Below are 25078 nucleotides of genomic sequence, written 5' to 3' on the forward strand. Positions count from 1 at the left end.
CTGCAGCGTACGCCGCGGCAGCGCGTGCCGTGGTGCCGGCACGGCAGCCAGGCTCCGGACTAACCCGGAAAGCGCCAATCAGTGGCCCACATTCGCGCCACTTCAAGCCACAATGTTTTAGGCCTAAGGTCTAGTTTCAAGCATCGGGCTTGCGTGCCGGCCCAGACCCCAACGAGGAGAGCGCTTCATGACCCCCACCCTCAAGCCCACCGCCGCTGCGGCCCTGCTGCTGATGCTGGCGGCCTCTGCGCAAGCCCAGGCACAGGCACAGGCGCAGGCCCAGCCGCAGCCGGCCGCGCAGGCCAAGCCGCCCACGCAGACCATCGAGGTGACGGGCATCCGGGCGTCCATCCTGCAGAGCATCACCAGCAAACGCGACGCGCTGACCAGCGTGGAGGTCATCACCGCCGAAGACGTGGGCAAGATGCCCGACAAGAACATCGCCGATGCCCTGTCGCGCCTGCCCGGCCTGAACGTGCAGTTCGGCGGCGCGCTGGCCATGGACGAGGCCGAGCGCATCGCCATCCGCGGCACCAGCCCCAACCTGAACCTGGTGACGATCAACGGCCACGCCCTCTCTTCGGGTGACTGGCACGTGGGCGACCAGGGCTCCAGCGGCCGCAGCGTCGGCTTCGGCCTCATGCCCAGCCAGTTGATCGGGCGGGCCATCGTCTACAAGACCGGCCAGGCCAACATCACCGAAGGCGGGATCGCCGGCACCGTGGACATCCAGACGCGCAAGCCGCTGGACTTCCGCAACACCTTCACCGGCGAGGCTGCCGTCGGCGCGGTGTACGCCGACCTGCCGCGCAAGACCGACCCGCAGCTCTCGGGCCTGTTCGCGTGGCGCAACGAGGCCAAGACCTTCGGCGTGCTGCTGCAGGCCTTCAGCGAGAAGCGCCACCTGCGCCGCGACGGCCAGGAGACCTTCAGCTTCGGCACCATCACCGCGGCGCAGGCCACCGCTTCGGGCAACCCGGAACTGGCGAACAAGCGCATGCCCGGCAGCCTGAACTCGGCGCTGTTCGAAGGCGTGCGCGAGCGTGTCGGCGGCTACCTGGGGGTGCAGTTCAAGCCCACCTCGGACATCGACCTGCACTTCAGCGCCTTCCGCGTCACGCTGGATGCGGACAACTACAACTCCAGCGCCTTCGCCTTGCCGACGGCGCTGGTCAACAACGGCTGGCTGATACGCGACGCACGCATCGAAGGCGACGTCATCACCAGCGCCCGCCTCGAGCGCCCGGCGCCCACCACCGCCAACGCCAACCAGCGCGTGATCGGCTTCCAGTTCGACCACAACCAGCGCCGGGGCGCGTCCTCGCTGTCCTCGTTCTACGACTTCGACTTCAAGTGGAAGGCCAGCGAGAAGCTCAGCTTCGACGGCCGCGTGGGCTACACCGAGGGCGAGGGCGTCACCAACTCCCAGCCGAGCCTGACTTTCGGGTTGATCAACCCGAACATGAGCTACACCATCAACACCACCCGGCCCACCGACTACCGCATGACGAATGCGATCAGCGGCCAGGCCATCGACCTCTCACGCACCAGCAGCTACGTGCAGATGAGCAACACCGGCGCCTCCGTGAAGAGCGCCGACGACGAGAGCTACCTGCACCTGAACGGCACCCTCGACCTGGGCGGCGACCTCTTCAACAAGCTGCGCTTCGGGGCACGCACGGCCAAGCACGTGCGCACCTACGACGTGCTGGGCGCCCGCTGGAACGCGCAAGACCAGGCCAACGGGCAACCCGTGACCCCCAGCCCCTTCCTCAGCGTGACGGGCGGTCTGCTGGTGAACTTCCAGAACCTGCCGGTCTACCCGGGCACCACGCTGCCGACGCTGCAGCCCATCGTGCCCAACGGCCAGGTCCCGGCGCCGGCCACCGCCTACCCGGGCAACTGGGGCAGCGGCCTGGACGCCAACTTCCCGCGCGAGCTGTTCCGCTACACGCCCGACCAGATCAGCGCCTTCGCTTCGCAGTACGTGAACTGGGACCCGGTGCGCGCCAAGATCTGGACCAGTGGCTACCGCGTGGAGGAATCGAACAACGCCATCTACGCGATGACCGAGTTCGACAAGGACGAGCTCTCGGGCAACGCGGGTCTGCGCGTGGCGCAGACCAAGGTGTACTCGCTGTCGTACCAGGCGCTGCCGACCAGCGGCACCGGCTCGTGCGTGGCACTGGCGCCGTGCAGTGTGCCGAACGCCATCGTCGGCTCGGCCTTCGCCACCTACATCCCGCAGGTCACGGAAACCAGCCACACGGCGCTGCTGCCCAGCCTGAACCTGCGCTACCAGGTGGCCCGCGGGCTGATTGGCCGCTTCTCGATCAGCCGCACCCTGGGCCGGCCGAACTACAACGAACTGGCCGGCGCGGTGAGCCTGAACAACACGCTGCTCACCGGCAGCAGCGGCAACCCCAACCTCAAGCCCATCACCAGCACCAACGTCGACACCTCGCTGGCTTACTACTTCGCGCCGCAGTCGTACTGGCAGATCGCGCTGTTCGCGCAGAACCTGCAGAACTATGTCAAGGCCGGCACCTCGCAGGTGGAGTTCTTCAACACCGCCACCGGCCAGAACGCGGTCTACACGGTGACCTCGCGCATCGGCAAGCGGGCCAGCCTGTCGGGCCTGGAACTGGTGCTGGAGATGCCCATCGGCGGCGGCTTCGGCGTCAACCTCAACGGCACGTTGGTGGACGGCTCCGACGAAGACGGGGCTGAGCTGCTGGGCACCTCGCGCGCCACCTACAACGCGCAGCTCTGGTACGAAAACCAGCAGTTCAGCGGGCGCCTGGCCTGGAATCACCGCTCCGACTACGCCATCGGCTTTGTCGGCAACGGCACCAACACGCCGGGCAACGGTGTGCACAAGTACAAGGGCTCAGGCAGCCTGTCGATGTCGCTGCAGTACCGCATCACGCGCAACATGAGCATCACGCTGGACGGCAACAACCTGCTCAACCCGGTGCGCAGCACCTACTTCATCACCGGCAACGCGCCGGGCTATTGGCACGAGAGCGGCCGCCAGTTCTTCCTGAACCTGCGCGCGCGCATCTGAGGCTGCGCCTCGCCCTGCTGCGGTCGGCAACGCCGCCTGCAGCAGGGCGGCCACGCCGCTTCAGAAGTTCAGCGCCACCGAGGCGCTGAGCGTGCGCGGCGCCAGCGGGTAAAGGTAGGCGTGCCCGTACTGGAAGGGCGCTTCTTTCCAGGCGCGTTCGTTCACCAGGTTGTCGATGCCGGCGCGCCACAGCAGCGACGCGCCCGCCTGCAGGCGCTGCGTGTAGCGCACGGCCAGGTCCAGCCGGGTCCATCCGTCGGTCTGGATGCTGTTGTCAGGCAGCACGCTGCGCGCGCCCTCGTGCGTGACGAAGCCCAGCACCGCCAGACCCGGCACGGCCGCCACGTTCCAGGCCGCCTGCAGCTTGGCGCTGCGGGCCGGCACGTTGGTGGGGCGCTTGCCGTTCTCGGCCGCCGTCACCGAGCCCTGGCGGCGGGCCTGCAAGGCCAGCACGCTGCCGCGCAGGCTGAAGGCACCGGCGCGCCACTCGGCTTCGGCCTCCAGGCCGCGATGGCGTGCGCTGCCGTCGGCGGTGCGCGTGCAACTGCCAGCCACGTCGCAGGCGCCGAGGTCGCGCCACTCGGGGCGGTCGATGTCGAAGGCGGCCACGCGCCAATCGAGCACGCGGCTGCTGTGCTTGTAGCCCAGCTCGATCTGGCGGCTCTTCAGCGCGGGCAGGGCGCGCCCGGCGTTGGTGTAGCGCGAGCGGTTCGGGGCCACTTCGGTCTCCACACCCTGGCCCCAGCTCGCGTAGGCCGTGCCGGCTTCACCCACGGCCTGGCTGATGGCCAGCCACGGGGTGGTGAAGGACTGGCTGTAGTCGGCGGGGCGTGAGCCGTCGGTGCGCACGCTGGCGCGCTGCAGGCGGCTGTGGCGCAGCCCGGCCCAGGCGCGCAGGCCCTGGCCGAAATCGACGGCGTCCTGCGCGAAGACTTCGGTGCTGCGCTCGTCGCGCTGCGTGTTCTCGTCGGTGAGGGCCGGGTCGGCCGGCACCACGGCCGTGCCATCGATGCGGCCGCTGCCCACGTAGTTGTAGGCCTGGCGGCCGAAGCGCGCCGTGTAGCGCGTGCCCAGCACGCCCAGCTTGAACTGGTGCCGCAGCGCGCCGGTGGTGGCCTGGCCTTGCAGGGCCAGGCTCAGGGCGTCGCTGTTGCGGCGCTCGCCCTCGCTGCGGAAATCGTAGTAATCGAAGCTGCCGTCGCTGCAGTAGCGGTCGTAGTTGTTTTCGGCGCTGCAGCCGAAGGGGAAGGCGATGCGGTCGTCGGTGCGCAGGCGCTGCACCATCCCGTGCGCCACGAAATCCAGCCGTTCGCTCAGCGTCTGCGTGTAGCGCAGCGACGCCGTGCGCCCCTGCATCACCACCGGCAGGCTCCAGGGCTGGTTGTTGAGGTTGGTGCGGGGGTCGATGGCCTCGGCATCCGGCAGGCGGTTGCCCAGCAGGCTGAAGCCCGGCGTGCTGCGCTGGCTCTGGCGGCCGAGCTCGAACTCGGCTTCGAGCAGCGAACCTTCAGCGGGCTGCAGCTCGAACGCTCCGGCCAGCAGGCTGCGGCTGCCGCGCGCGTTGCGCATCGGCGGGTCGAGGCGTTCGGCGCTGGCGTTCACGCGCCAGCCCGGACGCAGGCCCTCGTCGCTGCGGTCGCCCACGTCGACGGCCGCGGCCACGCTGCCGTCGGCCTCCCAGCCCAGCCGGGCCTGGCGCACGTCGCGCTGGGGGCGTTTGACCACCAGGTTGACCAGGCCGCCCGGCGCGCTGGTGCCGGCCTGCAGGCCGCTGGTGCCCTTGAGGATCTCCAGCGCCTGCTTGTTGGCCTGGCCGATCACGGTTTCGGCGTTGATGGGCAGGCCGTCACGGCGGTAGTTGAAGCGGTTGTCCAGCGTGTAGCCGCGCACGGCGAGCTGGCTCCAGTAGCCCGGCGGGTTGTAGGCGTCGGTGATGCCGGCGTCCAGCCGCGTGATGTCGGCCAGGCTGGCGATGCCGGCGTCTTGCAACTGCGCGGTGGTGATGACGCTGGCCGAGATCGGCAGCCGAGACAGCGGCACGTCGCCGAAGCCGGCCACGCTGGCCCGGTTGCTGCTGCTCGCGCCGGTGACCGTGATCACCTGCGCGGGGCCGCTCTGGGCCAGCGCGCCGCTGGCCGCCAGGCACAGCAAGGAGAGGGAGAAGGAAGCGGGAAAGGAAGAACGGAATGCCATCGTGTTGCCTAGTGAGCGATGGCAGGTGGGCAAACTGGAAACCGCGCACGGAGAACCCGTGCGGCATTCAGGCTGCTTCCCTGCGCGAGGATTACCTCAATCAGGTTCAAAGGGACTTTCTCAGTCGGGCCCTGTCGAGCCCAACACCCCTAGCGGTGTGCTGCACGGCCCAGAAGTCGCGCAGCGGCGGCGATTATGTCTCGGCTGGCGCCGGCTTGTCAGGCAGCACGCCCAGGCGCTGCTGCAGCAACGGGCTGGTGGTGGTGTACTGCAGCAGCACGCGGCCCTCGGGTGACAGGCGTGCAGCGGCGGCGTAGGCCGCCAGGGTGGCTTCATGGAAGCCGCTGACGATGAGCTTGCGCTTGCCCGGGTAGGTGTTGATGTCGCCCACGGCGTAGACGCCGGGCAAGGCGGTCTCGAACTTCTCGGTGTCCACGCGCAGTTGCTTGCGTTCCAGCGCCAGCCCCCAGTCGGCGATGGGCCCGAGCTTGGGGCTCAGGCCCAGCAGCACCAGCATCAGTCGGGCGGGCAGGGCGGTGGTGCTGCCGTCAGGCAACGCCACCTGCACGGCCGAGAGCCGGCCCTCGGCGTCACCTTCCAAACCTACCGGCTGCCCTGCGACAAAGCGCATCGCGCCTTGCTCGCAAAGCGCGCGCATCTGCGCCACGGTCTCCGGTGCGGCACGGAAGGCTTCGCGGCGGTGCATCAGCGTCACGCTGCCGGCGCGTTGCGGGCCTGCCGCCGCGCAGGCGATGGCGGCTTCCAGCGCGGCATCGTCGTCGCCCATCACCAACACATCGCGCCCGGCCCAGGCGGTGGCGTCGGGCCGGCGGTAATGCAGGCCCCGGCCTTCGAAGGCCGCTGCGCCTTCCAGCGTGAGATGGCGGGGCTGGAAACTGCCCACGCCCGCGGCGATGAAAACCGTGCGGGCGCTGAAGTGCAGGCCGGCGTCGGTGTGCACGCTGTAGGCCGGTGTGCCGTCGGGCTGCACCACGGCCTCCAGCTGCGTCACCTGCTGGCCGGTGTGGAAGCGCGGCTGGAAAGGCGCCGCCTGCTGCAGCAGGCGTTCGGCCAGTTCACGGCCGGTGCACAGCGGCAGGGCCGGGATGTCGTAGATGGGTTTGTCGGGGTAGAGCTCGGTGCACTGGCCGCCGGGGCCGGGCAGGCTGTCGACGACCTCGGCGTGCAGGCCCAGCAAGCCGAGCTGGAACACCTGGAACAGCCCCACCGGGCCTGCGCCGATGACCAGCGCGTCGGTGCGCAGGGGCGTGCCGCTGTCCGGGTTCAAGGCGCCGGGCGCTCAGCGCGCCAGCTGGTCGAGCTTGCCGGTGCGGTCTTTCCACTCTTCGGCGTCGGGCAGCGGGGCCTTGCGCTTGGTGATGCTGGGCCAGTTGCGCGCCAGGTCGGCGTTGAGCTTGATGAAGGCCAGCTGGTCGCTGGGCACGTCTTCCTCGGGGAGGATGGCGTTGACCGGGCACTCCGGGATGCACACGGCGCAGTCGATGCACTCGTCGGGGTCGATGACGAGCATGTTCGGGCCTTCACGGAAGCAGTCGACGGGGCAGACGTCGACGCAATCGGTGTACTTGCAGCGGATGCAGGAATCGAGAACAACGTGGGTCATGGGGCTCTCTGTGGAGTGTCGTGGGGCGTGGGGCCATGCCGCAGCCCGCAACAAAACCCGATTTTAAGGGGCAGCCTTCGCGCGGCCGGCGCGCTTCGGCACAAGGCCTGTTGGCGCGATGGCGGCGTTGGCCGCAGAGGTGCCGGACTTTGGCGCCACCGTCACCGCGCGCGCGCCCGTGCCGACGGTCACCACCGTCGGGCGGCTGGCGTGCAGCAGCGCGGCCTCGGCCAGCCCGGCGAGCGCGTGGTCGCTGCTCAAGGCGTCAGGCCAGCCGGCACGCGAAACCACGCAAACCGGCGTGTCAGCCGCCCAGCCCGCCTGCAGCAGCTGCCGGCCCAGCGCGCCCAGCTGGCGCCCTGCCATGTAGAAGACCTCGGTGTCGGCGTGGTGGCCGGCCTGCAGCTGGCTGTCGGCCGTCATCGCGGTGGTGAGGCTCACGCTGCGGCCGGTGCCGCGGCGCGTGAGCGGCCTTTGCGTGTGCGCCGCCGCGGCGATGGCCGCGGTGATGCCCGGCACCACCTCGCTCTCGATGCCGGCCGAGGCCAGGGCCTGCAGCTCTTCTTCCAGCCGGCCGAAGACGCTGGCGTCGCCGCCCTTGAGCCGCACCACCAGGGCGTGTTCACGCGCCTGGCGCACGAGCAGCGCATCGATGCTGGCCTGCGGCGTGCTCTTGCAGAAGCCACGCTTGCCGACATCGAGCCAACGCGCCTGGGGCGCGAATTCGCGCAGCGCGGGGTCGGTCAGTGCATCGAAGAGCACCACGTCGGCCTGCGCCAGCCAGCGCGCGCCGCGCAGGGTGATGAGGTCGGCCGCGCCCGGCCCGGCCCCGATGAAGACCACGCGACCCATCGCGCCGCCCTCAGGCCGCCGCGCGCACGAGCAGCGCGCCGCTGGTGCGGTGGGTGGCGGGGTCCACGACGATCAACGCCCCGCCCACGCGCTGCTGCGCATAGGGCGCCAGCGGCAGCGGCTGCTGCAGCTCGAACACCACCTCGCCGATCTCGTTGACGGCCAGGGTCTGGGCCGGTGCGGGCTGCAGCGTGTGGATGTCCAGGCGCCGGGCCACCTCCACCAGCCGCGCCTGCACCCAGCGGTGGCCGTGGCGCACCCAGTACTTGCGGCCGGGCGTGGCGGGCTCCCCGTCCAGCCAGGCCAGCGTGGCGCTGAAGCGCTGCACGGGGGCCAAGGCCGAGGGCGTGCCCAGCCAGTCGCCGCGTGAGATGTCGAGCTGGCGGTCCAGCACCACGCCGGCCGACCAGCCGGCCTGCACCTCGGCCACCGTGGCCCCCGCGCGGCGCAGCCCGGCCACCACGGCCTGCTCGCCGCTCGGGAAGACCTGCACCGTGTCGCCCACCTGCACCGCGCCCTGGGCCACGCGGCCCCAGAACACGCGCGGGTTGTCGCCGGTGCCGTCACCTTCGCGGGCCACGTACTGCACGGGCAGGCTGAAGGCCTCGGCAGCAGTGGCTTGCGCCTGTGCGCCGTCGGCTTCGGCCGTGCTCGGCAGGCCTTCCAGCAGCTCCAGCAGCGTGGGGCCGCCGTACCAAGCGGCGTCCATCGGCACGGCCACGTTGTCGCCGCGCAGCGCCGACACCGGCACGATGCCAGCGTGCCGCACGCCGGCTTCATCGGCAAAGGCCTGCAGCGCCTGGGCCACGGCCTCGAAGGCCGGGCCGTGGTCGGCGATGGCGTCGAGCTTGTTCACCGCGAACACGATGCTCGGCACGCGCAGCAGCTGCGCCAGCAAAGTGTGGCGGCGCGTCTGCGGCAGCAGGCGCACGGGGTGCTGGCTGAGGTCGAGCTTGGTGATGTCCACCAGCACCACGGCGGCGTCGCTGCCCGCGGCGGCCGTGACCATGTTGCGCGTGTACTGCTCGTGGCCGGGCGCGTCGGCGATGATGAACTTGCGCGCCGGCGTGGCGAAGTAGCGGTAGGCCACATCGATGGTGATGCCCTGCTCGCGTTCGGCCTCCAGGCCGTCGGTGAGCAGGCTCAGGTCGATGGGTTCACCGGCAGCGCGCCGCTGCAGGGTGTCCAGCTGGTCGGCCAGGATGGCGCGGCTGTCGAAGAGCAGGCGGCCGATCAGCGTGCTCTTGCCGTCGTCCACGCTGCCGGCGGTGAGGAAACGCAACGCCGGGCGCGCCGGGCTGCTGTCGGCCGCGTGCGCGGGCCGCGCGCTGGCGGCGGTTTGCAAGGCCGTCATCAGAAATACCCTTCTTTCTTGCGCCGCTCCATCGAGGCGTCGGAGGTGCGGTCGTCCATGCGCGTGGCGCCGCGTTCGCTGACGGTCACCGTCAGCGTTTCGGCCACCACCTCCACGGCGTTGGCGGCCTGGCTTTCCACGGGGCAGGTGCAGGTCATGTCGCCCACGGTGCGGAAGCGCACTGGCAGGCTCTCCACCACCTCGCCCGCGGCCGGCGGCGTGACCTCGGTCACCGGCACCAGCAGGCCCTTGCGGCGCACCACGGGCCGCTCGTGCCGGTAGTACAGGCCGGGCAGCGGGATGTTCTCGCGGGCGATGTAAAGCCACACGTCGAGCTCGGTCCAGTTGCTGATGGGGAAGGCGCGGAAGTGCTCGCCCGGCTTGATGCGCGTGTTGAACAGCGTCCAGAGTTCGGGCCGCTGTTCCTTGGGCTGCCATTGGCCGAAGCTGTCGCGGTGGCTGAAGATGCGCTCCTTGGCGCGGGCCTTTTCTTCGTCACGCCGTGCGCCGCCGATCAGGCAATCGAAGCGGTGCTCTTCGATGGCCTCCAGCAGCGCCACGGTCTGGTGGCCGTTGCGGCTTTCCAGCGGGTGCGCCAGGCGCACGGTGCCGCGGCGCATGCTCTCTTCGACGCTGCCCACCACTAGGCGCTCACCCAACTCGGCCACGCGCTGGTCGCGGAACTCGATCACTTCGGGGAAGTTGTGGCCGGTGTCCACGTGCAGCAGCGGGAAGGGCAGGCGGCCGTTGAACTGGTTTCCGGACACACGCTGCTTGAAGGCCTTCTCCGCCAGGCGCAAAACCACGCAGCTGTCCTTGCCGCCGCTGAAGAGCAGGGCGGGGCGCTCGAAACTGGCCGCCACCTCGCGCAGGATGAAGATGGCTTCCTCTTCCAGCCCGTCCAGGTGCTGGTGGTCCAGGGCCGGCAGCAGTTGCTCCAGGCTGGAGGGCGCGTTCATGCGGTTTCCTTGTTGAAGGCGGCGGGTGCGGCACTGACCGTGCTGACATGCAGCCCGCATTCCTTGGCGTCTTCCTGTTCCCACCACCAGCGGCCGGCGCGGATGTCCTCGCCCAGGGCCACGGCGCGCGTGCAGGGCTCGCAGCCGATGCTGGGATAGAACGCGTCATGCAGCGGGTTGTAGGGCACGCCGTGGTGGGCGATGAAGTGCCACACATCGGTCTGGCTCCACGCGGCCAGCGGGTTGAGCTTCTCGCGGCCGTGTTCGTCCACGCTGCTCACGGGCAGTTCAGCGCGCGCGTCGCTCTGCTCGCGGCGCAGGCCCGTCACCCAGGCCGTGCGGCCCGCCAGCGCGCGCGACAAGGGCTCCACCTTGCGCAGGCCGCAGCAGGCCTTGCGCAGCTCGATGCTCTGGCGCATGGGCAGCTCGCCATGCTGGCGGGTGAAGCTGATCACCGCCTCGGCGGCGGGCTCCCAGCGCTCGATCGCCAGGCCGTATTGCGCCTCGGTCTGGTCCATCAGCGCCAGCGTCTGCGCATGCAGGCGGCCGGTCTGCAAAGTGGCCAGCGCGATGGGCAGGCGGTGCTGCGCGATCAGCGCGGTGAGCACCATGTCTTCAGCGCCCAGGCTGGTGGTGAAGACGATGCGGCCGGCGTGGCGATCGGCAGCGCTGCGCAGCAAGGCTGCGGTCTCGGCAACGCGTTCCTCATGGCCCGGCGTGGCGCGGGCGTAGAGCTCGATGGCGCGGCTCATGCGGCGGCGCTCCGCTCGGGTGGCACCGTCTGGTAGTGCGCCGGGAAAAAGCCCAGCGCGCGCTGCGCGGCGGCCAACGACTGGTCGGCACGCAGCTGCACGGCGCTGAAGCCGCAGCGTTGCAGCAGCGGCAGCATGTCCACGAGCACCTCGCCGGTGGCGATCAGCGGGCCGGTATGCCGCAGCCGGCTGCGCAGCAGCACGGCCTGCGAATAGGCGCGGCCGTCCGTCCACTTCGGAAAGCGCAGCTGCACCGGGCGGCCGGGCGCCCAGCCTTCGGCCAGGGCCAGCACGTCGGCGGTGTTGTCCAGGGCCAGCGTCTCGGGCGGCAGCGGAGCTTGGGGGTCGATGAAGTCCATGGGGTGCGATCGGTGGTTCAGGCCGTGGCGTCGGCAGCCGCTGGGGCGGCCGTGCTGCGGCGCACGGCGTCGGCTGCCTGGCGGAAGGGCAGGGCACCCAGGCGCCGCGCGGTGTCGACGAAATGCTCGCCGCTCTGGCGCTGCTGCAGGTAGACGCCGATCACGGCCTCGATGACATCGGGCACCTCGTCCGCCGCGAAGCTGGGGCCGATCACCTTGCCGGCCACGGCCGCGCCGCTGAGCGTGCTGCCGTCGGCACCGGCCACCGTCACCTGGTACCACTCGCTGCCGTCCTTGTCGACGCCGAGGATGCCGATGTGCCCGCTGTGGTGGTGGCCGCAGCTGTTGATGCAGCCGCTGATGTGCAGGTCGATGTCGCCGATGTCGTGCAGTTCGTCCAGGTCGCTGAAGCGCTCGGTGAGCGCCGCCGCCACGGGGATGCTGCGGGCGTTGGCCAGCGCGCAGAGGTCGCCGCCGGGGCAGGCGATCATGTCCGTCAGCAGGCCGATGTTGGGTGTGGCCAGGCCTAAAGCGCGGGCGGCCACCCACAGGCCGTGCAGGTCGTTCTGGTGCACCCAGGGCAGCAGCAGGTTCTGGTCGTGCGTGACGCGCAGCTCGCCCTGGCTGTAGTGCTCGGCCAGTTCGGCGGCGGCGTCCATCTGGTCGGCGGTGACGTCGCCCGGCGGCAGGCCGGCGCGCTTGAGAGAGAGCGTCACCGCGCGGTAGCCCGGCAGCCGGTGCGCGTGCACGTTGCGCTGCAGCCAGCGGGTGTAGGCCGGCTCGCGCAGCGGTTCGGCGGCGGTGTCGATCACGGTCTCGGCCGTGGCGTGCACCGGGCTGACGAAGCCGGCCGCCACGCGTTCCAGTTCGGCCTGTGGGATGAAGCTGGTGGCGGGGTCGGCCACCAGGGCTTCGAACTCGCGCTGCACGGCATCGACGAACTTCTGCCCCTCGGCCTTCACCAGGATCTTGATGCGCGCCTTGTACATGTTGTCGCGGCGCCCGTAGAGGTTGTAGACGCGAACGATGGCCTCGATGTAGACGAGGATCTGCTGCCAGGGCACGAAGGCGCTGAAGGGCGTCGCGATCACCGGCGTGCGGCCCATGCCACCGCCCACAGCCACGCTGAAGCCCACCTCGCCGGCGGCGTTCTTCACCAGCGTCAGGCCGATGTCGTGCCAGGCGGTGGCGGCGCGGTCTTCACGCGCGCCCGTCACGGCGATCTTGAACTTGCGCGGCAGGAAGGCGAACTCCGGGTGCAGGGTGCTCCACTGGCGCAGGATCTCGCAATAGGGCCGCGGGTCCACCACCTCGTCGGGGGCGATGCCGGCCAGCGCGTCGGTGGTGATGTTGCGGATGCAGTTGCCGCTGGTCTGGATGCCGTGCATGTCCACCTCGGCCAGCAGGTCCATCACGTCGGCGCTGCGCGCCAGCGGGATCCAGTTGAACTGCAGGTTCTGGCGCGTGGTGAAGTGGCCGAAGCCGCCGCGCTCGGTGGGCAGGCCGGTGTCTTGCAAGTCGAACTCACGCGCGATGCGCGCCAGCTGGCGCAGCTGGCGGCTGCTGAGTTCGCCGTAGGGCACGGCCACGCGCAGCATGGGCGCGTGGCGCTGCACGTACCAGCCGTTCTGCAGGCGCAGCGGGCGGAACTCGTCGTCGGGCAGTTCGCCGGCCAGGTGGCGCTGCAGCTGGTCGCGATACTGGGCGGCACGGGCGCGCACGAAGTAGCGGTCGAAATCGGTGTAGCGGTACATGGGGTCTCAGGTCGGGCTGTCAGTCCGGTGCGGCCGCGGCGCGATCCCGATCTCGGGGGCGGCGCGAAAGGCGGCGATGATGGCGGGGAAAAGCACGGGGCGCCGGCCGTTCGGTCTGGAGCGGAAGGGTGGACTGTAGGAAACCCGGATATATCTGTGAACTACAAACAAGTGCGTTCTATATAACTTTTGGGTCTTTTCAAGCGATGCTGGACTTGAGTTCCTTGTGCCTTGTCGCCCGGCGTGCGCTGGCGGCGGCCAGCTTGTTGGCGCTGGCGGGCTGCCAGAGCCTGCCGCCGGTCGTGCCGCCAGTGACGGCTGCCGGTGCACCCGCCGTGTCTGCTGCGCCTGCTCCGCCACTTGCCACGCCCCCCGCCGCGCCGCCGGTCGTGCCTGCGCCCGTGACCGCAACCGAAGCGTCGGCGCCCAGCCCCGTGCCGGCGCCGCCAGCGGCTGCCGGCCCCCCCGCGGCGGCGGCCCCGGCACCGCGCCCGCCGCGCATCGGCTTGGCCTTGGGCGGGGGCGCCGCACGCGGCTTCGCGCACATCGGCGTCATCCAGGTGCTGGAAGAGAACGGCATCCGCCCCGCGCTGGTGGTGGGCACCTCCGCGGGCAGCCTGGTGGCGGCGCTCTACGCCTCGGGCAAAAACGGCATGCAGATGGGCACGCTGGCGCAGACCATGGACGAGGGCGCCATCACCGACTGGGCCTTCCCGGGCCGCGGGCTCATCCGCGGCGAGGCGCTGGCGCGCTACGTGCGCGAACAGACCGCCGGCCTGGCCATCGAGCAGATGAAGCTGCCGCTGGGCATCGTGGCCACCGACCTGGACACCGGCGCGGGCGTGCTCTTCCAGCGCGGAGACACGGGCGTGGCGGTGCGGGCCAGCAGCGCGGTGCCGGCCGTCTTCCAGCCGGTGAAGATCGGCAACCGCGAGTACGTGGACGGCGGCCTGGTTTCGCCCGTGCCCGTGCGCTACGCGCGCCAGATGGGCGCCGACCTGGTGCTGGCCGTCGACATCTCCAGCCCGCCCGAGGGCCAGGCCACGGGCGACGCGATGAAGATGCTGCTGCAGACCTTCGCCATCATGAGCAAGAGCATCAACAGCTTCGAGCTGCGCGAGGCCGATCTCGTGCTGCGCCCGGCCTTGGCCGGTGTGGGCAGTGCCGACTTCACGGCCCGGCGCCGCGCCATCATCGCCGGGCGCGAGGCAGCGCTGAAGGCCTTGCCGGCGCTGCGGGCCCGCATAGCCGCGTTCACGGCCCGCGGGGGCCGGCCCGACTGACGCGCCAGGAAAAGAAAAGGCCCGGTGTCACCACCGGGCCCAAGACAACCTTCCACACGAGAGACCCGGGGTTGGAAGTCCCCCAGGCCGGGTGTAGAGCCGGGCGGCGCGCGAAAAGTTCCGCGCCGCCGCCGGGCCCTGTGGTTCAGGCAGCCTTCTTCGACTTCGTCGCGGTCTGCGTGGCCTTCACGGCGCTGTTGGTCAGCGTGGTGAAGTTGGCTTCGGCCACTTCGGTGGCCTGCTTGGCGGCCTTCTGCACTGACTCGAAGGCGTTGTTGGCGGCCGACACGGCCGACTTCAGCACGGCGACGGCGCTTTCCGAGCCGGCCGGGGCATTCTTGACGGCGGTGTCCACCAGGGCCAGGACCTTCTTCTGGCTGTCGGCGATTTGGGCTTCGGCCACCTTGGTGGCTTCGGCGTTGGCGCCGGCGACGATCTCGTAGACGTGGCGGCTGTAGCTGGCGGCCTTCTCGGCGGCCGGTTGCAGCAGGCTGGCCTGCAGGTTCAGCAGTTCCTGCACGTCCTTGACGGACAAGGCGGCGCTGGTGGTCTCGGCGGCTTCGGCCAGCGTGGTCTTGGCGACCTGCAGGTTCAGCTCGACAAGCTTCTCGACGCCTTCGAAAGCCTTGTGGGTCAGGCCGAACAGGGTTTCGAGGGTGGCCTTCTGGGCAGCGACGAACTGGTCGGGGGTGAAAGTCGTGGTCATGGTGACGCTCCTGGGAGTGGGTTTAGGAAACCTTGCCGCGCTTGGGAACCGATTTGCTGCGCTGCAACATGAACAGAAGTATAGGGGTCGTCCCGGGGTTTGCAAGCGCTTTTTGTTGCGGTGCAGCAATCTAGGGGTCGCTTCCTAGAATCGCAGGCCGTGCTCGCCTTCCACTCCGACCAGTTCGTTCTGCCCTTGCCCGAGGGTCACAGCTTCCCGATGCCGAAGTACCGCCTGCTGCGCGATGCGGTGCAGGCCACGTTGCCGGGGGTGCGGCTGAACGAGGCCGAGCCCGCCACCGATGGCGAGCTGGCGCTGGCGCACGAGCCCGCGTGGATCGCGGCGGTGGCCGAGGGCACGACGACGGCGGCGCAGCAGCGCGAGATCGGCTTTCCGTGGTCGGAGCGCATGGTGGCGCGCGCGCGGCGCTCGGTGGGCGCCACCATCCAGGCCGCCCGCGCGGCCTTGTTCGGCACCGACGGCCGGGGTGGCGAGGGCGTGGCGGCCAACCTCGCCGGCGGCACGCACCACGCTTACGCGCACAAGGGCTCGGGCTACTGCGTCTTCAACGATGTGGCGGTGGCCGCGCGGCTGATGCAGGCCGAGTGGCACCGCCGGCCCGCGCAGGGCGCCCGGCGTCTGCTGCGCGTGATGGTCATCGACCTCGACGTGCACCAGGGCAACGGCACTGCCAGCATCTTCCGTGACGACGAGAGCGTCTTCACCCTCAGCCTGCACGGCGCGCGCAACTTCCCCTTCCGCAAGGAAGCCAGCGACCTGGACGTCGAACTTCTCGACGGCTGCCGCGATGACGAGTACCTGGCGGCGCTGGACAGCGCGCTCGCTCAGGCCTTCTCGCAGCACGGCAGCAACCCGCCCGGCCTGGCCTTCTACCTGGCCGGCGCCGACCCGCACGAGAACGACCGCCTGGGCCGCCTGAAGATCACGGCCGAGGGCCTGGCCGAGCGCGACCGGCGTGTGCTGGCCGCGCTGCGCGAGCGCGGCATCCCGGTGGCGCTGAGCATGGCCGGCGGTTATGGGCGCGACATCCTCACCACCGTCGAGATCCAGCGCCGCACGCTGGAACTGGCCTGGCACACCTGGCAAGGCTGGCCGGGGCGCGTGGGCGACAGGCCGCCAGTGGCCGCGGTGGAAGAATCGGCCGCACGATGAGCACGACCCCGCCCCGCCCGCAGGCCCCGCCGCGTTCGCACTTCCCGCTGTTCCAGCCTATCACCACGCGCTGGATGGACAACGATGTTTACGGCCACCTCAACAACGTCGTTTACTACAGCTGCTTCGACACCGCGGTGAACCGCACGCTGATCGAAGCCGGCGCGCTGGACATCCACGGTGGCGAGGTCATCGGCCTCGTCGTGCACACGCAGTGCCATTACTTCGAGAGCGTCGGCTTCCCGCAGGCCGTGCAGGTGGGCCTGCGCGTGGCGCGGCTGGGCGGCAGCAGCGTGAGCTACGAACTCGGCCTGTTCGCCGACGACGCGCCGCTGTGTGCGGCGCTGGGCAGTTTTGTTCATGTCTACGTCGACCGCGCCACGCGCCGCCCGGTGCCGCTGCCCGAAAAGCTGCGCGCCGTGCTCGCGCCGCTGTGCCTTCCCACCCCTGCTGCTGAAAGCCCCGCATGAGCCTGCCCACCGTTGCCGACGCATTGGCCGCGCCTGTCACACCCGCCACCACCGCCGCGGTGGACGCTGCGCTGCTGTCGCGCCGCTCCATCCGCGCTTTCCTGCCCACGCCGGTGCCGCGTGCCGTGATCGAAGACATCCTCGCGCTGGCCTCGCGCGCGCCCTCGGGCACCAACACCCAGCCCTGGCAGGTGCACGTGCTGACAGGCGAGAAGCTCGCGGCGCTGTCGCGCGACATCCTGGCCGTGCACGACAACCCGGAAGAGCGCGCCACGCACAGCGAGGAGTACGCCTACTACCCCACCGAATGGGTCAGCCCCTACATCGACCGCCGCCGCAAGGTGGGCTGGGACCTCTATTCGCTGCTGGGCATCGGCAAGGCCGACAAGGCGCGCATGCATGCCCAGCACGGCCGCAACTACGCCTTCTTCGGTGCGCCCGTGGGCCTGATGTTCACCATCGACCGTGTCATGCGCCAGGGCAGCTGGCTCGACTACGGCATGTTCCTGCAGAACGTGATGGTGGCCGCGCGTGCGCGGGGCCTGGACACCTGCCCGCAGGCCGCCTTCACGCAGTTCCACCGCGTCATCGCGCGCCACCTGGCGCTGCCCGAATCGCAGATGCTGGTCTGCGGCATGTCGCTGGGCCACGCCGACCCGGCGGCGGTGGAGAACACGCTGATCACCGAGCGCGAGCCGGTGGCTGGCTTCACGCACTTCCATGAGTGATTCACTTTCGAAAGCCCTGCCCATGAGCGCCCCACGCCCCGCCATCCTGATCGCCCGCGCGGTCTTCCCTGAGATCGTCGAGCAGCTGCGCGAGCACTTCGAGGTCGAGCACAACCCCGACGATGTCATCTACAGCAAGGCCGAGCTCACGCAGCGCCTGCAAGGCAAGGCAGGCGCCTTCACCACCGGCGGCGACCGCGTCGACGGCGAGGTGCTGGCCGCCAACCCGCAGCTGCGCATCGTGGCCAACATGGCCGTGGGCTACAACAACTTCGACATCGCGGCCTTCAACGCCGCCGGCGTGTGGGCCACCAACACGCCCGATGTGCTGACCGAAAGCACGGCCGATTTCGGCTTCGCGCTGATGATGGCCGCGGCGCGCCGCATGGCCGAGAGCGAACATTTCCTGCGCCGCGGCGAGTGGAAGAAGTGGGCCTACGACATGTTCGCCGGCGGTGATGTGCATGGCAGCACGCTGGGGATCCTGGGCATGGGCCGCATCGGCCAGGCGATTGCCAAGCGCGGCCACCACGGCTTCGGCATGAAGGTGGTCTATCACAACCGCAGCCGGCTGCCGGCCGAGACCGAGGCCGCGGTGGGCGCCACCTGGGTGGACAAGGCCACGCTGCTGGCGCAGGCCGACCACCTGGTGCTGGTGCTGCCCTACACGCCCGAGAACCACCACTGCATCGCCGCGGCCGAGATCGCGCAGATGAAGCCGACGGCCACGCTCACCAACATCGCGCGCGGCGGTATCGTCGACGACGCGGCTTTGGCCGAGGCGCTGCGCGCCGGGCGCATCGCCGCGGCGGGGCTGGATGTCTTCGAAGGCGAGCCGGCGCTGAACCCCGCGCTGCTGACGGTGCCCAACGTCGTGCTCACGCCCCACATCGCCAGTGCCACCGTCGCCACGCGCCGGGCGATGGCGCAGCTGGCGGCCGACAACCTGATCGCCGTGCTGGGCCGCGGCGCCGCGCCGCTCACGCCCATCAACGCCGGGCCCTTCACGCCGCGCGCCTGATGCCGTCCTGGCTGGCCTATGCCGCGCTGGCGATGCTGGCGCTGAACCTGGTGTTCGTCGTGGCCTTGCTGCTGCGCCGCACCGAAGACCGCAGCGCCAGCCACGCTGAACGTCTGGAACGCGAACTGCGCGACGAACTCGCCCGCCAGGGCCAGGCCACGCGGGCCGACTTGGCGCGCTTCCAGCAGCTGGTGCTGGCGCAGGCCGGTGAAACCGCGCGCACGCAGATCGAGACCCTGGCCGAACAGCTGCGCGCCCTGGGCGCCGCCAACGACCGCCGCCTGGCCGAGGTGCGCGGCACGGTGGAGCAGCGCCTGGCCGCGCTGCAGGAAGGCAACGAGAAGAAGCTCGAGCAAATGCGCGCCACGGTCGACGAGAAGCTGCACGCCACGCTGGAACAGCGCCTGGGCGAAAGCTTCAAGCAGGTGGCCGAGCGCCTGGAGCAGGTGCACCTGGGCCTGGGCGAGATGCAGGGCCTGGCGCGCGACGTGGGCTCGCTGCACCGCGTGCTGAACAACGTGAAGACGCGCGGCATCTTCGGTGAGCTGCAGCTGGCCGGCCTGCTGGAACAGGTGTTCACGCCCGAGCAGTACGCGGCCAACGTGGCCACGGTGCCCGGCAGCAACGAGCGCGTGGAGTTCGCGCTGCGCCTGCCGGGGCAGCGTGCCGACGGCGCGCCGCTGTGGCTGCCCATCGACGCGAAGTTCCCGCGTGAAGACCACGAGCGCCTGCTCGACGCGCAGGACCGCGCCGACCCCGCCGCCGTGGAAGCCGCGGCCAAGGGCATCGAAACCCGGCTCCGGCTGGAGGCGCGCAGCATCCGCGAGAAGTACCTCGCGCCCCCGCACACCACCGACTTCGCCATCCTCTTCCTGCCTTCCGAAGGCCTGTATGCCGAAGCGCTTCGCCGCCCCGGCCTGGCCGAGGCGCTGCAGCGCGAGCACAAGGTCATGCTGGCCGGCCCCACCACGTTGCTGGCGCTGCTGAACAGCCTGCAGATGGGCTTTCGCACGCTGGCACTCGAAAAACGCTCGGCCGAGGTCTGGGAGGTGCTGGGTGCGGTGAAGACCGAGTTCGGCAAGTTCGGCGACGTGCTCGACAAGATGAAGAAGAAGCTCGGCGAAGCCACCGACACGCTGGACGCCGCCGCCGTGCGCACGCGCGCCATGGCGCGCCAGCTCAAGAACGTGGAAGCGCTGCCCGACAACCAGGTGACCCGCCTGCTGCCCGCGCTGGGCGCGCCGCCTTCTGCCGACCCCGCCGCCGACCCCGATGCCTGAACCCCACGCCCAACGCAGCGCCGGCAGCGCGCCGGTGCTGGCCGCGCTGATCGCCGGTCAGCTGGGGATGCACTCGGCCATGGCCGGTTTGCGCCTGGCCGCTCCGCTGCAGACGCTGAGCCAGGGCTACAGCGCCTGGAGCGTGGGCCTGCTGCTGGCCTTGTTTGCCGCAGCGGCGGTGTTCACCGCTTTGCACGCCGGCCGCCTGGCCGACCGCCACGGCTACCACCGCCCCGTGGCCTGGGCCGTGGGGCTGACCTTGCTGGGTTGCCTGCTGGCGCTGCTGAGCACCTGGGTCAGCGGGCCGCTGCAGTTCGCGCTGCTGTGCGGCGGCGCGCTGTTCACGGGCGGCGGCACCAATGTCGGCATGCTGACCATCCAGCGCACCGGCGGCGTGGCCGCGCGAGACAACGTCGAGCGGGTGCGCGTCTTCAGCTGGCTGGGCATCGCGCCGAGCTTCTCCAACGTGCTGGGCCCGGTGCTCACCGGCTTCGTCATCGATGCCTGGGGCTACCGCGCGGCCTATGCGGTGCTGCTGCTGATGCCGCTGGTGAGCATCGCCTCGGCCCGCCTGGTGCCGCGCCTGGCCCCCGCGGGCACCGCCGCCGCGGTGGCCGGCCGCCGCGCCTGGGACATCCTGAAAGCCCCGGGCATGAAGCGCCTGCTGGTGGTGAACTGGTTGCTGGCCACCTGCTGGGACGTGCACACCTTCGCCGTGCCCGTGCTGGGCCACGAGCGCGGCTTCAGCGCCAGCACCATCGGTCTGATCCTGGGCACCTTCACGCTGGCCGTCACCGGCATCCGCCTGCTCATCCCCTTCATGGCGCACCGGCTGAGCGAACGCACGGTGCTGCGCTCGGCCATGGTGGCGGCGGGCTTTGTCTTCGTGCTCTACCCGTTTGCGCCCAACCCGCTGGTGATGGGTGCCCTGGCGGTGCTGCTGGGCATCAGCCTGGGCAGCGTGCAGCCCATGGTGATGTCGATGCTGCACCACATCACGCCCGACAACCGCCACGGCGAGGCGCTGGCCTTCCGCTCGATGGCGATCAACGCCAGCAGCACGCTGATGCCGCTGGCCTTCGGCGCGGCCGGTGCGCTGGTGGGCGCGGGCGCGCTGTTCTGGGTGGTGGGCGGCGCGGTGGGCGCCGGTTCATGGCTCACGCGGCGCATGGCGCCTGTGCCGGGCTGAACCGGGCTGAACGCAGCCCGGGCCGCGGGCTTCAGAAGCGCGGCGCGTTGGCCGGCGGCGGCTCGGGGCTGCGGATCTCGGGCTGGGCGGGGGCGCGTGCCGGCGCCGGCGTGGCGGCTGCGGCGCGTTCCACCAGCGGCGTGGCCGTGGGTGTGGGCCAGTTGCGCGGCAGCTTGGATTCCTTGGGGTAGCCGGCGGCATCCAGGAAGCCAGACCAGTCGCTGTCATTGAAACCTCGCAGCGGCTGCGCGCCGATGGTCAGCGAGGGCACCGTGCGGCCGCCCACCAGGCGCTCCAGCGCCTGAGCATCTTCATCGCTGGTGACACGCCGTTCGCTGTAGGGGATGCCGCGCTGTTGCAGCAGCTTGCGGCCGCTGTCGCAGGGCGGGCAATCGGCTGCGGTGTAGAGCGTGACGGGGTAACGGGCGGCAGCCTGGCGCAATTCCAGCGGCAGGCTGGGGTCGCCCCCGCTGGCCGAGGGCGGTGCGTTGCGGCCGATGGCCGTGACGCTGACGTTCGCGGCCGCGGGCGGCGGCCGGTCGGTGTAGGTGACGCTGCCATCGGGCGCCACCACCTTGTACTGCGCCAGTGCGGGTGCGGTGGCCAGGGCCAGCACGGCAAACAGTGAAAGCTTCATGGCATGTGCGCGGGGCGCCCTTTGGGGAAGTGCCTGAATCTAGCCGACGCCCCGGCCGATCTCAAGCCAGGCCCTGGTGCCGCAGCAGTGCATCGAGACGCGGTTCACGGCCGCGGAAGGCGCGAAAGCTCTCCAGCGCCGGGCGGCTGCCACCGACCTCGAGGATCTGCTCCCGGAAGCGCCGCCCGGTGGCAGGGTCGAACACACCGGCCTCTTCAAAGGCGCCGTAGGCGTCGGCCGAGAGCACCTCGGCCCAGGCGTAACCGTAGTAACCGGCGGCGTAGCCGCCGTCGAAGAGGTGGCCGAAGGTGCACGGGTAGCGGGCGAAGTCGGGCGCGCGCTCCGGCTGCACCTCGGCGTTGACCTCCTCGCAGACCGCCATCGCGCGTGTGGCGCTGCCGGACTCGGTGTGCACGCGCATGTCGAAGAGCGCGTATTCGCACTGGCGCAGCAGCTGCAGGCCCTTCTGGAAGTTGCGTGCCGCACGCATGCGTTCGAAAAGGGCACGCGGCAGCGGCTCGCCAGTGTCCACATGGGCGGTCAGACGCTGCAGCACTTCCCATTCCCAGCAGAAGTTCTCCATGAACTGGCTGGGCAGTTCGACCGCGTCGCCTTCCACACCGGAGATGCCGGCCACCGAGAGCTCGTCCACCTGCGTCAGCATGTGGTGCAGGCCGTGGCCGAACTCGTGGAACAGGGTCACCACGTCCTGGTGCGTCAGCCGCGCGGGCTGCTCACCCACCGGCGCGGCGTAGTTGCACACCAGATGCGCCACCGGCAGTTGCAGGCCGCCTTCGGGGCGGCGCCAGCGGCTGCGGCTGTCGTCCATCCACGCGCCCGACTGTTTGCCGGCGCGCGCGTACGGGTCCAGATAAAACGCCGCCACCGGCTTGCTGCCCCGCCAGACGCGGAAGAAGCGCACCGACTCGTGCCACACCGGCGCGTCGTCGGGGCGGATGGCCACCTCGAACAGCGTCTCGATCAGGCCGAACAGGCCCTTCAGCACGGTGGGTTCGGTGAAGTACTGCTTCACCTCCTGGCTGCTGAAGGCGTAGCGCGCTTGCTTCAGCTTCTCGGCCACGAAGTAGCGGTCCCAGGCCTGCAGGTCGGCGATGCCGAGCTCGGCGGCGGCGAACTCGCGCATCTCGGCCAGTTCACGCTCGGCGCTGGGCCGCGCGCGCGCCGCCAGCTGGCGCACGAAGGCCAGCACCTCGTCGGGTGTGCGCGCCATCTTCGGCACCAGCGCCATCTCGGCATAGCTGGCATGGCCCAGCAGCGCGGCCTCTTCGGCACGCAAGGCCAGCATCTCGGCCATCACGCCGGTGTTGTCGAACTCGGCCGGGCCCAGTTCGCTGGCACGCGTGTTGTAGGCCCGGAAGAGCTGCTCGCGCAGCGCGCGGTCTTGTGCGAACTGCAGCACCGGCAGGTAGCAGGGGATCTGCAACGTCAGCAGGCAGCCCTGCTGACCGGCCTCGGCCGCAGCCGTGCTCGCAGCCTCGATCACATCGGCCGGCACGCCGGCCAGACGCTCTTCGGGCACCACCAGGCGGAAGGCGTCGGTGGCATCGAGCGAGCGGTCGCCGAAGGTCTTGCCCAGGGCGGCCATGCGGTCCTGGATGGCGGCATGGCGCTCACGTGCCGCGCCCTGGAGTTCGGCGCCGCCAAGCACGAAGTCGCGAAGGGTGTCGGCCAGCGCCTTGCGCTGTACCGGGCTCAGGCGCTCGGCCGCCGGGCTGGCGGCGATGGCCTTGTACTTGGCATACAGGCGGTGGTCGGCGCCAAGGCGCGTTGTGAAGTCGACGATGTGCGGCAGCGCCTGCGCATGCGCCTCGCGCAGCGCCGCGCTGTCGGCCACGGCTTGCAGGTGGTTCACGTGCGCCCAGGCGCGACGCAGGCGCTCCACGGGCACGTCGAGCAGCAGCGCCAAGGTGTCGTGGTCGGCCGGCACGTCGGGGCCGACGGCGCGCTCCAGCGCAGCTTCGGCGTCGGCCAGCAGTGTGTCCACCGCGGGGCCCACATGCTCGGGGCGGATGCGGTCGAAGGCCGGCAGTTCGGCGCTGTCCAACAGCGGATTCAGGACGTCATTCATGGTCATGCCTCGGCGGCCTGCAGGGTGTTCACGAGCAGCATGGTGATGGTCATCGGCCCCACGCCACCGGGCACCGGGGTGATGAAGCCTTGCGGACCCAGCGCTTCTCGCACGGCGGCGAAGTCCACGTCGCCACAGAGCTTGCCTTCGTCATTGCGGTTCATGCCCACGTCGACGATGACGGCACCGGGCTTGACCATGTCGGCCGTCAGCGTGTTGCGCCGGCCCACCGCCACCACCACCACGTCGGCCTCACGCGTGTGGCGTGCCAGGTCTGGGGTGCCGCTGTGGCACACGGTGACGGTGGCGTTGGCCTGCAGCAGCAGCAGCGCCATGGGCTTGCCCACCGTGTTGCTGCGCCCGATGACGACGGCGTGTTTGCCCTTGAGCGCGATGCCGCTGCGCTCGATCAGCTTCATGCAGCCGTAGGGCGTGGCCGGGCGCAGGCCGGGCAGGCCCGTCATCAGCGTGCCGGCGCTGTGCACGGAAAAGCCGTCGACATCCTTTGCGGTGGCAATGGCCTCGATGACCTTGTGCGGGTCGATGTGCTTGGGCAGCGGCATCTGCACCAGGATGCCGTGGATGGCCGGGTCAGCGTTCAGCGCCGCGATGCGCGCGAGCAGCGCTTCCTCGCTCAGCGTGGCCTCGTACTTCTCCAGCACCGAGTGCAGTCCGTGGTCGGCGCAGGCCTTGACCTTGTTGCGCACGTAGACCGCGCTGGCCGGGTCGTCGCCCACCAGGATGACGGCCAGCCCGGGCTGGCGGCCACGCGCGGTGAGGGCGGCGGCGCGCGTGGCGACCTCGGCGCGCAGGGTTTGCGAAAGGGCGGTGCCGTCGAGGATCTGGGCGGTCATGGCGTTCGTTCCTTGGGAACTGAGCGGGTCAACAAAAAAGGCCGCTGTTGCAGCGGCCTTGTCGAACGGAGAAAGGGCTCAGGCCTTCTGCTGGGCCCCGAGGGCGATCTTCAGCAGGTCGGCCACGGTGTTGGCGTTGAGCTTTTCCATGATGTTGGCGCGGTGCGCCTCCACCGTCTTGATGCTGATGCCCAGGTCGTCGGCGATCTGCTTGTTCAGGCGGCCGGCGACGATGCGCTCCAGCACCTGCGCCTCGCGCGTGGTCAGGCGCGAGAGCAGGGCGTCGCGGCTGGCCTGTTCCTGGTGCTGGCTGAAGGCACTGCGCGCCTGGTCGAGCATGCGCTCCACCAGGCCCAGCAGTTCTTCTTCCTTGAAGGGCTTCTCGATGAAGTCCATCGCGCCCTTCTTCATGGTCGTTACGGCCATGGGCACGTCGCCGTGGCCGGTGATGAAGACCACCGGCAGCGGGCTCTTGCGTTCGAGCAGGCGGTCTTGCAGTTCCAGGCCGCTCATGCCGTCCATGCGGATGTCGGCGATCAGGCAGGCCACCTCGCGCGGGTCGAAGCGCGAGAGGAAGCTCTCTGCCGAATCGAAGCACTTGACGCGGTAGTCCTTGCCTTCCAGCAACCACTGCAGGGAATCGCGCACGGCCTCGTCGTCATCGACGACGTAGACAGTGCCCTTCTTGGGGATCAGGCTCATGGAGTCGGCGGCAGCGTTGTAACGCGCTTGAA

General features: G+C 70.3%; 22 protein-coding genes and 1 riboswitch. Of the genes, 8 read left to right on the forward strand and 14 right to left on the reverse strand.

Going from position 1 to position 25078, the window contains the following annotated elements; translation table 11 throughout:
- Positions 1 to 187: 187 nt before the first annotated feature.
- Positions 188 to 3067: a TonB-dependent receptor gene (locus EOE66_RS09210; protein WP_128228412.1), complete on the forward strand. Its 2880-nt coding sequence runs from the start codon at positions 188 to 190 to the stop codon at positions 3065 to 3067.
- Positions 3068 to 3127: 60 nt separating this feature from the next.
- On the opposite strand, the gene EOE66_RS09215 is transcribed toward EOE66_RS09210, so the two are convergent.
- From EOE66_RS09215 to EOE66_RS09255, 9 genes are all read right to left on the reverse strand, one after another.
- Entirely contained in the window at positions 3128 to 5260 is a 2133-nt protein-coding gene (locus EOE66_RS09215) for a TonB-dependent siderophore receptor (RefSeq protein ID WP_128228413.1), read from the reverse strand.
- A gap of 60 nt (positions 5261 to 5320) precedes the next feature.
- A riboswitch (TPP riboswitch) is annotated at positions 5321 to 5421 on the reverse strand.
- A 32-nt stretch (positions 5422 to 5453) separates the two neighbouring features.
- Positions 5454 to 6548, reverse strand: coding sequence for an NAD(P)/FAD-dependent oxidoreductase (locus EOE66_RS09220; protein WP_128228414.1), 1095 nt, complete (start codon positions 6546 to 6548; stop codon positions 5454 to 5456).
- A gap of 12 nt (positions 6549 to 6560) precedes the next feature.
- Positions 6561 to 6884 (reverse strand): ferredoxin FdxA, encoded by a 324-nt coding sequence (gene fdxA, locus EOE66_RS09225; protein WP_054137646.1) that lies wholly within the window; start codon positions 6882 to 6884, stop codon positions 6561 to 6563.
- A 63-nt stretch (positions 6885 to 6947) separates the two neighbouring features.
- The gene (gene cobA, locus EOE66_RS09230) at positions 6948 to 7736 is read right to left on the reverse strand and encodes a uroporphyrinogen-III C-methyltransferase (protein ID WP_128228415.1); all 789 of its coding nucleotides are present in this window, start codon (positions 7734 to 7736) and stop codon (positions 6948 to 6950) included.
- A gap of 10 nt (positions 7737 to 7746) precedes the next feature.
- Positions 7747 to 9090, reverse strand: a complete 1344-nt coding sequence (locus tag EOE66_RS09235) for a sulfate adenylyltransferase subunit 1 (RefSeq protein WP_128228416.1) — start codon at positions 9088 to 9090, stop codon at positions 7747 to 7749.
- Positions 9090 to 10049, reverse strand: coding sequence for a sulfate adenylyltransferase subunit CysD (cysD, locus tag EOE66_RS09240; protein ID WP_128228417.1), 960 nt, complete (start codon positions 10047 to 10049; stop codon positions 9090 to 9092). The genes EOE66_RS09235 and cysD overlap by 1 nt, the downstream gene beginning before the upstream one ends.
- A complete protein-coding gene (locus EOE66_RS09245; protein ID WP_128228418.1) occupies positions 10046 to 10801 on the reverse strand; it encodes a phosphoadenylyl-sulfate reductase in 756 nt (251 codons plus the stop codon). The genes cysD and EOE66_RS09245 overlap by 4 nt, the downstream gene beginning before the upstream one ends.
- Entirely contained in the window at positions 10798 to 11160 is a 363-nt protein-coding gene (locus EOE66_RS09250) for a DUF934 domain-containing protein (RefSeq protein ID WP_128228419.1), read from the reverse strand. The genes EOE66_RS09245 and EOE66_RS09250 overlap by 4 nt, the downstream gene beginning before the upstream one ends.
- A gap of 17 nt (positions 11161 to 11177) precedes the next feature.
- Positions 11178 to 12914 (reverse strand): nitrite/sulfite reductase, encoded by a 1737-nt coding sequence (locus tag EOE66_RS09255; protein ID WP_128228420.1) that lies wholly within the window; start codon positions 12912 to 12914, stop codon positions 11178 to 11180.
- 401 nt (positions 12915 to 13315) lie between these two features.
- Between EOE66_RS09255 and EOE66_RS09260 the strand changes: the two genes are divergently transcribed.
- The gene (locus EOE66_RS09260) at positions 13316 to 14197 is read left to right on the forward strand and encodes a patatin-like phospholipase family protein (protein WP_128228421.1); all 882 of its coding nucleotides are present in this window, start codon (positions 13316 to 13318) and stop codon (positions 14195 to 14197) included.
- 145 nt (positions 14198 to 14342) lie between these two features.
- On the opposite strand, the gene EOE66_RS09265 is transcribed toward EOE66_RS09260, so the two are convergent.
- Entirely contained in the window at positions 14343 to 14903 is a 561-nt protein-coding gene (locus EOE66_RS09265) for a phasin family protein (RefSeq protein WP_128228422.1), read from the reverse strand.
- A 159-nt stretch (positions 14904 to 15062) separates the two neighbouring features.
- On the opposite strand from EOE66_RS09265, the gene EOE66_RS09270 reads away from it, so the two are divergent.
- Genes EOE66_RS09270 through EOE66_RS09295 form a run of 6 tightly spaced genes read left to right on the forward strand, consistent with a single transcriptional unit; the run spans position 15063 to position 20764 of the window.
- Positions 15063 to 16076 (forward strand): histone deacetylase family protein, encoded by a 1014-nt coding sequence (locus EOE66_RS09270; protein ID WP_128228423.1) that lies wholly within the window; start codon positions 15063 to 15065, stop codon positions 16074 to 16076.
- Entirely contained in the window at positions 16073 to 16546 is a 474-nt protein-coding gene (locus EOE66_RS09275; protein ID WP_128228424.1) for an acyl-CoA thioesterase, read from the forward strand. The genes EOE66_RS09270 and EOE66_RS09275 overlap by 4 nt, the downstream gene beginning before the upstream one ends.
- Positions 16543 to 17274, forward strand: coding sequence for a nitroreductase (locus EOE66_RS09280; RefSeq protein WP_128228425.1), 732 nt, complete (start codon positions 16543 to 16545; stop codon positions 17272 to 17274). The genes EOE66_RS09275 and EOE66_RS09280 overlap by 4 nt, the downstream gene beginning before the upstream one ends.
- Positions 17249 to 18295, forward strand: a complete 1047-nt coding sequence (locus EOE66_RS09285; protein WP_375137474.1) for a 2-hydroxyacid dehydrogenase — start codon at positions 17249 to 17251, stop codon at positions 18293 to 18295. Before EOE66_RS09280 ends, EOE66_RS09285 begins: the two co-directional genes overlap by 26 nt.
- Positions 18295 to 19575, forward strand: a complete 1281-nt coding sequence (locus tag EOE66_RS09290) for a DNA recombination protein RmuC (protein WP_128228427.1) — start codon at positions 18295 to 18297, stop codon at positions 19573 to 19575. The genes EOE66_RS09285 and EOE66_RS09290 overlap by 1 nt, the downstream gene beginning before the upstream one ends.
- Positions 19568 to 20764 (forward strand): MFS transporter, encoded by a 1197-nt coding sequence (locus EOE66_RS09295; RefSeq protein ID WP_128228428.1) that lies wholly within the window; start codon positions 19568 to 19570, stop codon positions 20762 to 20764. Before EOE66_RS09290 ends, EOE66_RS09295 begins: the two co-directional genes overlap by 8 nt.
- 31 nt (positions 20765 to 20795) lie before the next feature.
- Here EOE66_RS09295 and EOE66_RS09300 read toward each other — a convergent pair whose 3' ends face one another.
- The 4 genes from EOE66_RS09300 to EOE66_RS09315 form a co-directional block, all read right to left on the reverse strand.
- The gene (locus EOE66_RS09300) at positions 20796 to 21401 is read right to left on the reverse strand and encodes a glutaredoxin family protein (RefSeq protein WP_128228429.1); all 606 of its coding nucleotides are present in this window, start codon (positions 21399 to 21401) and stop codon (positions 20796 to 20798) included.
- Between the two features lie 61 nt (positions 21402 to 21462).
- Positions 21463 to 23490: a M3 family metallopeptidase gene (locus EOE66_RS09305; RefSeq protein ID WP_375137469.1), complete on the reverse strand. Its 2028-nt coding sequence runs from the start codon at positions 23488 to 23490 to the stop codon at positions 21463 to 21465.
- 2 nt (positions 23491 to 23492) lie between these two features.
- Positions 23493 to 24344 carry a bifunctional methylenetetrahydrofolate dehydrogenase/methenyltetrahydrofolate cyclohydrolase FolD gene (folD, locus tag EOE66_RS09310; RefSeq protein WP_128228431.1) on the reverse strand — a complete coding sequence of 284 codons (852 nt, stop codon included), beginning with the start codon at positions 24342 to 24344 and terminating at the stop codon, positions 23493 to 23495.
- A 78-nt stretch (positions 24345 to 24422) separates the two neighbouring features.
- Complete coding sequence (locus EOE66_RS09315) at positions 24423 to 25046, reverse strand: response regulator transcription factor (RefSeq protein ID WP_054137630.1); 624 nt, start codon at positions 25044 to 25046, stop codon at positions 24423 to 24425.
- Positions 25047 to 25078: the final 32 nt, after the last annotated feature.

The sequence above is a fragment of the Rubrivivax rivuli genome (assembly GCF_004016505.1).
Taxonomy (GTDB): Bacteria; Pseudomonadota; Gammaproteobacteria; order Burkholderiales; family Burkholderiaceae_C; genus Rubrivivax; species Rubrivivax rivuli.